Here is an 11,937-nt window from a genome sequence, read left to right as displayed (position 1 = left end):
ATTATGCAAGCGCAACGTGAAGGCTGTGTGGCGAAAGGATGAAAAATCTGTAAACGGCAAAAAACGCCCGCAGGGAATCCCCACGGGCGTTTTTGTCCATATTTTACCATTCTTCCGTATACATATGAATTGGGTAGGAAAGGTATTCCAGCGGATCAAGCTGGTCGACCGTCACATAGCCTGCCGGTGCATCCAGAATCGTCGGGATACGGTTCACGACTGTCGCGCAGGTGTGCTCCACCGTTGCGGGTTTCATGACGTGGAACTCCGTATTGGGTTCGCCAAGAATCTTCCAATCGCACATGTCGCCGTCATCCGGCCCGTATACCTTGCCAATGCACTGTGTTTCAATGACCGGCCCCTGATGCGTCTGCGTCGTAACAACCGCGCTCATGCCAATGCAGTTTCCTTTCGGGATCGTCTCCCCGATGGTTTCGGAATACAGGTCTTTGTCATAAAAATACGGCACGCTTTTTTGCGTCTGGGATTTGATCGTCCAGCCCATTTTTGCGCACAGCGCCTCGTTGGAATTCCACACGTAGCTCGGTTCCAAAACCTCCGGGTGGGCCAGTTGCTTTTCGAATTCTTCCGGCGTAAGTCCTACGCCGTGCGCCTGCGCGAGCGCAAGGCCGTAATCCTCCACATTATAGCTGACCGCGCCTTCAATGCGGTCTATGGTATGGACGCCGCCCGCAACGCACGCGATCATATTTATCCAATAGATATCCTGCATACCCGTCCCTACGATGGTGCAGCCCGTTTCCTTGGCAAGGACGTCCAATTTATTCGTCAGGGCGGGCGAGGTGGTCCACGGATAAATTGCTTCTTCGCACGTGGTTACTACATTGACGCCCCGCTCGGCGCATTTTTCGATATGGGGATACATGTCGTCCATGAAGCTGAACAGGGTGAGGACTGCAATATCCGCGTCGCATTCATCCAAAACCGCGTCCGCATCGCTTCGGATCGGGACGCCGAGACGCACGCCAAGGCCTGCCCATTCCCCCACATCCATTCCTACGATGTCCGGGTTCACATCGATTGCTCCCACGATATCCGCACCTTTTTCATACAAATACCGGACCGTGTACTTTGCCATCTTCCCGCAGCCATATTGTACGGCGCGAATTTTCTGATGATACATATTTTTCTCCCTCTTTTCAAAAAATTTCCATTGATGCCCGCTGATACTGTTTTCTCACCGGATACTATCAATATACCACCCAAAGGCCCGTTCAAACCGTTTTTTAATCAAAAGCGCCCGGCAAAACCTGCCGGGCGTTTCTTGCTTTAATTGGAACTGCGGATCGCTTCAAGCGGACTCATCTTCGTCGCCTTCCAAGCGGGATAGATGCCAGACACAATGCCCACGCCTACGGCGATTGCAATCGCGCCGAGGCTGAGCCACCATGGAATGGAAAGCTGTACCCCGTTCTGGAAATACATCCCGAGGAAGCTAATCTCACCGCCGCCGAAGTTTGCAATCGCACCAAAGATATAGCTGACTCCAAGGCCGATCAGCCCTCCAATGAGGCCGATCATTGCCGCCTCCACGAGGAACATCAGGTTGATCCTGCGGATGGAAAGGCCGATGACCTTCATCACGCCGATCTCCCGTGCCCGTTCGAGGATACTCGCGAGCATGGTATTGGCGATGCCGATCGCGGATACCAGTAGGGAGATAAGGCCGATCGCGATGAGCTGGGACTGCTGGCGCGCTTGCTCTTCCTGCATCTGAGTGATCCATTCGGTAGGGCTATAGGCTTGGAAGCCCATTTCCTTGACCGCCTTGAGGACGTCTTCCACTGCATCCACATCCACCGCGTTCACGTAACCCTGAGAATACTGCCCTTCTTTGATCCCGGCCTGGTCCATCAGCTTGCGGTTTTCGCGGATTAGCATATTGGCGGCGGGAATGCTCATATAGATATTATAGCTTTCCTGGCTGTCCGACTGCTTAAGAATGCCCGTTATCTTTCCACGGTATTCCTTGGGTGTCGGCTGGTCGGGAGTGGAAGGATCCGGGTTTTCGATCAGGTATCCGCTGCCCGGGTAATATTTCACGTTCATACCCACCCAGTCTACGTCCGGCCCGGTCGGCTCCTGGTATTCGCCGTCCGCTGCGGCAACCGCGTAGCCTCCGGACATCATTACGCCGCCCATCATGCCGCCGGAAGCATTCGGGTCCTGGAAATACTGGCGGGCGTTCGCGCCAACGACAAGCTCCACATTGGGGCTGTCTGAGAAAACGTTACCCTCCATGAATTTAAAATCCATCGTTTGCGGGTCAACCGCATAAAGATAGGTGTCCGCTTTATATTTCCCCATCACAATATACGAAGGAATACTCATCAGGCCGGTTGCGTTTTTCACTCCTGGGATGGCCCGGATCTGGTTCAGTTTGGCATCCGTAAGCTTGGCGTTTTCCCCCGAGCCCATAGGCGAGATCTCGATTCGTGTAAGGTCTGTGCTCTGCATAATGCTCTGGTTGAACTGTTCGAGGTTTCCAAGGCCAAGCGCCACCATGATGACGATGCACGCCGTACCGATAATCACGCCAAGGACAGTCAGTATGGTCCGCATCTTGCGCCGCCAAAGGTTAGACGCCGCAAGGAGGACAATATCAATAAATGTCATCGTCTTCGAGGTCCTCCGAAAGTTCCTGCGCACGTTTCTTCTTTTTCTTTTTTACCACGACCGTAATGACCACGGCAGCAGCCGCGCCCGCAATGAGCACCCAGCCCCACCACGGAAAACCGGCTGGCTCCTCTGGCGGAAGCTCTTCACCGGGGTCCATGCCGCCGTAATCCGGCATGGGCGTGAGAATCGTTTCCACCGGCACCTTCATCTCGTATTCTTCGCCGTATTCATCCTCATAAGTGACGACGAAATTTCCTTCCACCGGGCCGGGCTGCACGGAATCTGCCGCGTCTATACCGCCTGTCTCCTGCACAGGGGCGCTTTCCCCGGATACGACGATCGAGGTTGGTTCATCCGCGCCGCCAATCACCGCGGCATCCGCTGCAGGAGCTGCTTCAGCATTTCCGGCTCCCGCGCCATCCATGCCATCCATTCCTGCATTCAGATCCTGGGCAACGGACGCATAGATGTCCGCTGTCTTCGCCGTGCCGGATTCCATGTTTCCAAGAAAAGCGCTCGATTCCGGCGTAAGGCCGGGGACGTCAAGCACGACCGTCACATTATAAAGGGTATTTTTGCCCTTGTTGTATAGGTTGAGGCTCGCGGAGGTGGTATCGCCCATGTAAACTTCCGATGGGAATTTCGGCGGATCGTATTCAAGGCGGATTTTCTGGTGTACCTCTACGCTGATTTCATCTGCCGCCGTAAGCTGCGCCGCCTGGCTGTCTTCGTAGGCAATGGCGATATCGATCTTCTGCGGCCCCGCTTTGGCATCGGCGCGCGCTTCCATCGTGAAACTGAAATCCGCCGTTTTCTTCGGTCCAATTTTTTCAATGTATGCCGTATTGGTATTATCGCCGGGCATCAGGTCTGTCGTCTGGCTTTTGAACGTGACCGTGATATTTTTTACGCTCGTCTTTTTACTCGTATTGGTAAGCGTCACCTTTACGGCAAACTTTTCACCCGCGTTCACCGGGTCGGGACTGATTTCATAATTGCTGATAATGACCTTGGGCTGGGAGCTCACCCCGCTTCCTCCGTCACCGCCGCCCGTGCCGGGATCGATCCCCGGGTCTGTTCCCGGATCCGTCCCTGGTTCCTCCGTCGGCTGCCCGGAAGGCTCCCCGCTTGGTTCGGGTGCCGGTTCCGATGGATCCTTTCCGTCTGTCACCTTGACGAACACCGTGAACTCCTGCGTTTTAATGGTGCCGTCCACGAGCGGATATTTCGCCGTAATGACAACCGGGTAGTTCCCGTTCACCCGGTTTTCTGCAAGCGGCAGGTTAAGGTTCACAAGATAGGATTGTTTGGTCTTTCCATCCGCTAATTTATGATCTTCGAAGGATACCGCCGTATCGTAATTATTAAATACGAATGGAGCCGTAGAGGGATCGCCAAGATTAACTGAAATATTGACTTGCTCCTTGTCTTTCACCTGTTCCGTTCCCGGGCCGGGAACCAGCGGAAGGATGATGTGCGCCGCCCCTCCGGATACAGCGGGGCTGTAACCATTTTGGTAGGTGGCGTTCATTCCCTCGTATTGGCTTTTGCTGTCAATTCGGAGCGCCGTTCCGCGCATATCCGCGGCAAGCGCGGTGGGCAGCGCGAACGAAAATGCGAGTATGACGATGAGTGCGATGAGTGTGATCCGTTTCTTCATTTTTCCTCTCCCTGTATTCCTAATTCCGCCTGTATGATGTCTCCAGCACTTATTTCAGCAGATTCGCGCAATTCGCGCTTTGCCACTTTTCCGTCTATGATATGGATGACTTGATCGGCATATTCCGCTTTGGTTGGGTCATGCGTTACAAACAAAAGCGTCGCTCCGCGTTTCTTCGCCTGCCCGCACATAATATCCATAATTTGCTCTGCGGTCACGGAATCAAGGTTTCCTGTCGGTTCGTCCGCAAAGATGATTTCCGGTTTGGCAATGATGGCGCGCGCGATCGATACGCGTTGCTGCTGGCCGCCTGAAAGCTGGTTCGGAAGATTTTTAAGCTGCTGCCCAAGCCCCATTTCCACAAGCAGTTTTTTTGCCGCTTTCATGCGCGCAGCGCGCGGCACGCCCCGGAACATTAAGGGCAGCGCCACGTTTTCCACCGCCGTCATGGTCGGCATCAGGTTAAACGACTGAAAAACAAAGCCGATATGTTTCAATCGAAAATCCACAAGCTCGCTTTCATTCATTTTATAGGTTGGTTTTTTCTTGATAAAAATCCTTCCCGAAGTCGGATGTTCCAACCCCGCAAGAAGGGAGAGCAGCGTCGATTTTCCGCTGCCTGACGTGCCGAGAATGGCACAAATCTGTCCGGGCTTAACATCAAGATCCACGCCGTCGAGCGCATGGATTTTGGCACTTCCCATACGGTATATCTTTTTCAGGTTCCTTGCTGCGATGATCGGTTCCAAAGGCTGCCTCCAAAATGGCGTCTTCCGGGCATAAAAAAGCCCTGCACGAAGTGAAGGGGAAACAAAAAATTCCACCCTTGACCTACGTCTTTCATTATAACATAAAGCATCTTTTGGGTGGGCGGTACTTTATGAACAAATTCTTACAAATAATATAATATTCCGGACTGTTGATACCCTTTTACCGCGGGCAGCCGACCGGCTTTTTATAAGCTGTTATTTGTAGGTGAGGGTAATATGTACGCCCTTGCCCGCGAATATGGCGGTTTCACGTCCGCGGCCTGTGCGCAGTAAAAGCGCCGCATACTCGAAAAAGCGTTCAGCCGCGCAGCAGTGACGCTTTTCACGCAAGCTCAATATTCAGGGAACCTGTTTTATTTCCGTCCGTGCGTTCTTTCCCGCGCGATATAAAAAGGGAACGCATCGCGCGTTCCCTTCGCCGTATTTGCGTCAGCCTTCTATGATCTTGACAAAAGGCGCATACTGTTTATCCCATTCCGCCGTATTTTGGGGCGTATAGGTCTTGGGCTCGCAGGAAGCGGCGACTACGCGGCGCGCTTCTTTGATGTCTTTGATTTCACCTGCCGCAATCAACTGAACCACAATATTTCCGAGCACAGTGGCTTCATCCGGTCCCGCGATCACGTTCATGCCGGTTGCGTCGGCAGTCATCTGGCACAGGAGGGCGCTCTTGGTGCCGCCGCCGAGGATATGTACCGTATTATATTCTTTGCCCGTGCATTCCGCAAGGCGCTCGATGCTGTAACGGAATTTCATGGCCAGGCTTTCGTCGATACAGCGGATAATCTCGCCCTCCGTCTGCGGTACGGGTTGCCCCGTCTTTTCACAGTAGGCACGGATACGGCGGGGCAGGTTGCCCGGCTTGCCAAATTCGGGGCTGTCAACGTCAATCAGGCTGCGGAAGGGAGTGCATTCTTTCGCCATCTGTTCAAGTTCCCCAAATCCATATTCCTTGCCCTCACGGATCCATTGGCGGCGGGATTCCTGAATCGGCCATGTGCCCATGATGTTCTTCAGGAAGCGATAAGTGCCTTCCACCCCGCCTTCATTGGCGAAATTATATTCCGCGCCCTTTTCATTGATGCATGGTTCGTGCAGCTCTGTACCGAGCAGGCTCCATGTACCGCAGCTAATGAATATAAAATCATTTTCCTGCGTCGGGGTTGCGGCAACCGCCGCCGCCGTGTCGTGGGAAGCTGTGCACATAACCTTTGCCTTGGGCGCGCCGAGTTCCTCGCAGATATCGTCGCGCAGCAGCCCGCACTCCGACCCCGGAGGTGTGATATCGCAGAGTTTTTCCCGCGGAATCCCTGCAAGTTCCAGGACTTCACCGCTCCAGTCGCGTTTTTTGGCATCCAGCATTTCGGATGTGGAGGCAATCGTATATTCCGTACGCATTTCACCCGTCAGGAAATAATTATACAGGTCGGGCGTAAACAATACCTTTTTCGTCGCCGCAAGGAGTTCCGGTTTTTGTTCTTTCAGGTAAAGCAGCTGGTACAGCGTATTGATGGCGAGATGCTGCAGCCCTACCGTTTGGTACAGCTCATCCGGATCAATCCGCTTCATAAATTCTTCGAAAGGTTTCTCTGAACGTTCGTCGCGGTAATGCACAGGGTTCTGCACAAGCTGCCCGTCTTCGCCGATCAGCCCGAAATCAACGCCCCATGTATCGATGCCGATCATATCGAAGCCGCCCGCGTTCACTGCTTTGGTAATTCCCTGTTTGATGTTATAGAACAGCCGCAGCGCGTCCCAGTAAAGTGTTCCGTTGATTGAAACGGGATCATTCGTAAAACGGTGGAGTTCTTCCATCGTAATTTTTCCGCCGGCATATTGTGCAATCATTGCGCGGCCGCTGGAGGCGCCGAAATCAAATGCTAAGATTTTACTCATAGTGATTCCCCTTTACTATTTTTTATTTATTAGTATAACTATACTGAAAATTACAGCGGGAATCAATGAAGAATTAAACGGTTTTATTGTAATTTTTCAACATGTTTTTGCTCCTTTTGACATTTTTTTGTTTCACCTGTGATTGATGTGACGTTTCGTTTGTGAGATAATAAAATTATGATCATCAAGCGGTCATAAACGACCTGACAGAAAAGGACGGAGGATGAATGATGGAATATGTGAAGCTCGGCAGGACTGATTTAAATGTCAGCCGTATGGTGATGGGCGGGGACGTGCGCACGTCCCGGGAAGAATTCGCCGCCGCATTGCAGCTTGCGGTAGATCGGGGAGTCAACCTCATTGACACTGCGCCCGCTTACGGAAACAGCGAGGCAGTGCTTGGAACAATCCTGCCTGAAATTAAAGGAGAACTATTCGTATCCACGAAGTTCAGCAACGATCCGCAGCCGTTCCTGCCCCAAGACAGGGACTGCCTGATGCGCGCCGTAGAAAACAGCTTAAACCGGTTGAAACGTGACAAAATCGATATCTGGATGGTGCACGAACCCGACCGTCCATACCAATATGACTGGTGGAAACGCCCTCAGGACCTCAATCATCCTGAAGAATATTACGGCCCGGTCATGGATGTGCTGTCCGACCTGAAGAGCCAGGGCGTCATCAAATATACCGGAATCGGGGGAACGACCGCTTATGAAATCGTCCCAATCATTGAAAGCGGCTTTTTCGATGTAATCCTCACCGCATTCAACTATAGCCTGCTGTGGCAGGAAGCCGCCATTGAAGTGATCCCCGCGGCAAAAAAGCAGAATATGGGCATTTTACTTGGTTCCGCACTGCAACAGGGCGCACTTGCAAAACGGTATGACGAGCAGGTGAAGGCGAAACCCGCATGGCTTTCAAAGCCCCGCCAGCAGCAATATTTAAAATTGTACGAACTGTGCGACGATCTTGGGATGGACGTTGCGGATCTTGCAATGCGGTTTGCATTCTCGAATCCGGATATTCATGCGGTTGTGACGGGAGCGGGAAAGGTACGGAATGTGGAACGCAATCTTGCTTCCTATGATAAAGGACCTCTCCCCGAAGATATTTTGAAGCGTATTGACGAGATTTACCAGATGGTGCCTTTCCGTCCGTTTGAAGAATCGTTTTTCATGCCTTTTACGCGTCCATACAAAGGACCCCGTGCGGTGCATTAAACAATAATAAGAAATAAAGAATGCCGGACTGCCGGCATTTTTTATTTGCGCCCAAAGGATGCTCTGTAGTTTATTTAGCATTTAATTCGTCGTCTGTAATATGCAGGCTCCTGCGCACAAGCTTTTTCGAAAGGAATTTGTCTGCCCGCTTCTCCACAATGCGTTCGAATCCCCGCATCATAAACGGCGCAACCGCCGTGAATACGCACACTACAACCGCCTGGGGCAGGTTAATGGGCGCTACATCGAAAAATCCGCGCAGGAAGATGAGGCACAGGAAGAACAGCCCAATAGCACTCCCAAGGATAATTTTGCGCGCCGTGGTAAACGGCATGCTGACCTTGGCTACCACCCACATGCCGACGGCAACCGCCATGAGCATGCACATTGTGGATACCGCGGATGGGGTATATTGGAAGACGCCTGCAAGCACATTGACCGCAAGAATTCCGATAATCACGGAAAGCCCCCCTGGCAGGGATTTTTTCAGGATATTAATCAGGAAATGTTCCTTGATCGGCGCAAAATTTGGTTCCAGGGCAAGGAAGAACGCCGGGAAGCCAATGGTCACAAAGCTAATCAGCGTCATTTGCAGGGGCGTAAACGGATAGCTGCTGTCGAGCAGGATCACCGTTGCGAAAGCGAGAAGCACCGCATATACCGTTTTGGTGATAAAAAGGGTAGCTACACGCTCGATGTTGTTGATGACTTTGCGCCCCTCGTTCACGATATCAGGCATGGTGGCAAAGTTGGAATCGAGCAGGACAAGATTGGCGATGTTTTTCGCCGCATCGCTGCCTGATGCCATGGCGATGCTGCAATCGGATTCCTTTAAGGCCAGTACGTCGTTGACGCCGTCGCCCGCCATGGCGACCGTATGCCCCTTGCGTTTCATGGCCGCGATCAGTTCTTTTTTCTGTGAAGGTGTTACCCGGCCGAATACATTATATTTTTCAGCCGCCGCTTCAATGTCCTCTTTTGTTTTCAGCATAGTCGCGTCCACGGCCTCGTAATTTTTCACACCCGCCCGTTTTGCAATTGCACTTGCCGTAACCGCGCTGTCGCCGGATATGATTTTAACCTCTACCTGCTGATTTTCAAAAAATTCAAGCGTTTTCTTTGCATCCGCCCGAATCCGGTCGGAAATAAGCAGGAATGCGATTGGACGCATCCCTCCGGGAACCTTGTTATCCAGTACGTCGGTGGCGTCGCTGTGCGCGAGCACCAGCACCCGGCTTCCCTTCTTTGCGTATTTTTCCGCATCGAGGCCCTCATATCCATTGGGGAAGATAAACTCGAACGCCCCGAGAAAATAGGTTCCTTGTCCTTCAAAGCTTACGCCGCTGTATTTTCGTGCCGAGGAAAAAGGCACAATCGTTTTCACCTCATGGTCATAACTCTTGCCGAATTTCTCTACTACTGCATGGAAGGTCGCGTTGTCGTCCTGCAGTGCGCCCGCCATGTTGGAGAGAATCCTGTCTAAATCTTTCGTACTGTCCACAGGAATCACTTCCTCCACATGCATCTTGCCTTCGGTGATCGTTCCCGTCTTATCGAGGCACAGGATATCCACGCGCGCAAGCGTCTCGATGCAATAGAGATCCTGCACAAGCGTCCGCTTTGTGGCAAGAATTACGGCACTGGTGGCGAGAGAAATACTGGTGAGCAGGATAAGCCCCTCCGGAATCATGCCGATGAGGGCGCCCACCGTTTTGACCGTATTATCCGGCACGGGAAGCCCAACCACAAGTCCCTGTTTCAGGAATAGCAGGACACCCACAGGTACGATAATGATACTGATGATTTTCAGGATACGGTTCAGTGAATTGCGCAGTTCGGACGTACGTTTTTTGGAAACCTTCGCATCATAGGAAATTTTGTTGGCGTAGTTTTCGATACCCACGCGCTCCACACGCGCATAGGCATTTCCCGATACGATAAAGCTGCCCGAATAAAGGAAGTCGCCCGGGCCTTTTGCTACAACATCCGATTCACCCGTAATCAGGGATTCGTTGACTTCTACCGTTCCTTCAAGCAGCACTCCGTCCGCGCATACCTGGTTGCCCGGATTAAGCTGCATGACGTCGTCAAGGACAATATCCGAAACCCCGATTTCCTTCTCTGCCCCGTTTCTTACCACAGTAACCTTGGCCGCTACAATGACCGAGAGTTTATCGAGCGTTTTCTTGGTTACGATTTCCTGTGCGATTCCAATGACCAGGTTCCCCACGACAACCAGTAAAAAGACGAGTTCCTTGATATAACCCGTCATCACAATAAGAACCGTGAACACCATGTTCAATATATTAAAAAAGGTTACAAGGTTATCCTTGAAGATCTGCTTATATGATTTTGTCGTATTCGTATTATATGCATTCGTGAGCCCCTCGTCGATGCGGCTTTTGACCTGTGCATCCGTAAGCCCCGTCCGGCAGTCCGAATCATAGCGCTGTTGCCCGTCGTCCATGTCGTTCCTTCCCCGTCTTTACATAATGACTTTATTATATCATATTTACCCTATGCTCCAATGCTTATCCGCTAAAATTTATAAAATCCTAACAAAAACGACGGATTTCTTCATCCGCCGTTTCAAAAGTTTTAAGAATTCCATTATTTTGTGAGGAACCGGTATTCCGTTACGTCATGGTAGGTCTTTCCCTTCTGTAAAATACAGGATGGAAATTCGTCGTGATGCATACTGTCCGGAAATAGCTGTGTCTCAAAGCAATAGGCTGTACGCGGCCCATATTGCGCCCCATGTTTGCCTTTCATCTCCGGCACAAAATTTGCCGTATAGAGCTGCATACCCGGTTTATCCGTATAGACCTCCATGATGCGGCCGCTCTGCGGGTCTTCCACCCGTGCCGCGCGCCGGAAGCCCGCGCCCCATAAAACAAAATTATGATCGTACCCTCCGCATAGCCTCATCTGCGGGAATGGATCCTCGATCCGCTCGCCAATCAGGTGCGGGTGTGTAAAATCAAGCGGCGTATCTGCAACTTCGGCAATTTCGCCGGTCGGAATCAGGTTTTCATTCACCGGCGTATATTCCCCGGCGTCGATGGTCAGCACATGGTCTCCAATTTCGCCTGCCCCGCGCAGATTAAAATAGGAATGGTTCGTAAGGGACAATATGGTATCCGCATCCGATTCCGCAAAATATTCGAGACGCACCGTATTGTCATCTGTCAGGGTCATTTCAATGCGCACATTTACCGCTCCCGGGAATCCGTCTTCCCCATCCGGGCTATAATAAGTGAGGGTCAGCGTATTGCCATCCGCCGCTCCTTCCCACACCTTGCGGTTGAAGCTATGATCGCCGCCGTGAAGCAGGTTTACGCCGTTTTCATTGCACGGAATGGCATAGTCCTTCCCTCCCACAGTGAACTGCCCGTTTGCGATTCGGTTGGCATAGCGGCCTACCGTTGCACCGAAAAACGGATGGTCTCCGAAATATTCCTCCGGTGTTTCGAAACCGAGCACCACATCCGCGATATTTCCATCGGCATCCGGCATTTCGACAGACATGATGGTCCCGCCGTAATTCGTGACCTTCATACGTCCGCCGGCTTCATTCGAAAATGTATAAATAAAAACATCCTTGCCGTCTTTTGTTCCTGTTTTTTGTGTTTCAATCATGATTTTTACCGCCCTTTTGATTTGCTATTAATATTCTACATCAAAAGAAGATTTTTTCCTATCTGTTATCCATCAATTTTTTATGAAATTTTCTTTTGCAATATGAAGG

The 11,937-nt window shown here is 51.6% G+C and carries 8 protein-coding genes; 1 reads left to right on the top strand and 7 read right to left on the bottom strand.

What is annotated here, in order from left to right; genetic code table 11:
• Window positions 1-103: 103 nt before the first annotated feature.
• The 5 genes from H8S18_RS09935 to H8S18_RS09915 all read right to left on the bottom strand — a co-directional run bounded on the left by H8S18_RS09935 (window position 104) and on the right by H8S18_RS09915 (window position 6,972).
• Window positions 104-1,144 carry an NAD(P)H-dependent amine dehydrogenase family protein gene (locus tag H8S18_RS09935; RefSeq protein ID WP_186858155.1) on the bottom strand — a complete coding sequence of 347 codons (1,041 nt, stop codon included), beginning with the start codon at window positions 1,142-1,144 and terminating at the stop codon, window positions 104-106.
• Between the two features lie 146 nt (window positions 1,145-1,290).
• The gene (locus H8S18_RS09930) at window positions 1,291-2,637 is read right to left on the bottom strand and encodes an ABC transporter permease (protein ID WP_186858154.1); all 1,347 of its coding nucleotides are present in this window, start codon (window positions 2,635-2,637) and stop codon (window positions 1,291-1,293) included.
• Window positions 2,624-4,300: a COG1361 S-layer family protein gene (locus H8S18_RS09925; protein WP_186858153.1), complete on the bottom strand. Its 1,677-nt coding sequence runs from the start codon at window positions 4,298-4,300 to the stop codon at window positions 2,624-2,626. The genes H8S18_RS09930 and H8S18_RS09925 overlap by 14 nt, the downstream gene beginning before the upstream one ends.
• Window positions 4,297-5,049 carry an ABC transporter ATP-binding protein gene (locus H8S18_RS09920; protein ID WP_186858152.1) on the bottom strand — a complete coding sequence of 251 codons (753 nt, stop codon included), beginning with the start codon at window positions 5,047-5,049 and terminating at the stop codon, window positions 4,297-4,299. The genes H8S18_RS09925 and H8S18_RS09920 overlap by 4 nt, the downstream gene beginning before the upstream one ends.
• Before the next feature lie 450 nt (window positions 5,050-5,499).
• A complete protein-coding gene (locus H8S18_RS09915) occupies window positions 5,500-6,972 on the bottom strand; it encodes a rhamnulokinase (protein WP_186858313.1) in 1,473 nt (490 codons plus the stop codon).
• A gap of 221 nt (window positions 6,973-7,193) precedes the next feature.
• Here H8S18_RS09915 and H8S18_RS09910 point away from each other — a divergent pair, with 221 nt between their 5' ends.
• The gene (locus H8S18_RS09910) at window positions 7,194-8,189 is read left to right on the top strand and encodes an aldo/keto reductase (protein ID WP_186858151.1); all 996 of its coding nucleotides are present in this window, start codon (window positions 7,194-7,196) and stop codon (window positions 8,187-8,189) included.
• 70 nt (window positions 8,190-8,259) lie between these two features.
• On the opposite strand, the gene H8S18_RS09905 is transcribed toward H8S18_RS09910, so the two are convergent.
• Together H8S18_RS09905 and H8S18_RS09900 are read right to left on the bottom strand one after the other, a co-directional pair.
• Window positions 8,260-10,656, bottom strand: coding sequence for a cation-translocating P-type ATPase (locus tag H8S18_RS09905; protein ID WP_186858150.1), 2,397 nt, complete (start codon window positions 10,654-10,656; stop codon window positions 8,260-8,262).
• A 143-nt stretch (window positions 10,657-10,799) separates the two neighbouring features.
• Window positions 10,800-11,828: an aldose epimerase family protein gene (locus H8S18_RS09900; protein WP_186858149.1), complete on the bottom strand. Its 1,029-nt coding sequence runs from the start codon at window positions 11,826-11,828 to the stop codon at window positions 10,800-10,802.
• Window positions 11,829-11,937: the final 109 nt, after the last annotated feature.

This window comes from Christensenella tenuis, assembly GCF_014287795.1.
In the GTDB taxonomy this organism is placed as follows: Bacteria; Bacillota; Clostridia; order Christensenellales; family Christensenellaceae; genus Christensenella; species Christensenella tenuis.
Note: the sequence above shows the minus strand (reverse complement) of the source record. Positions and strands in the feature narration are given on the sequence as shown.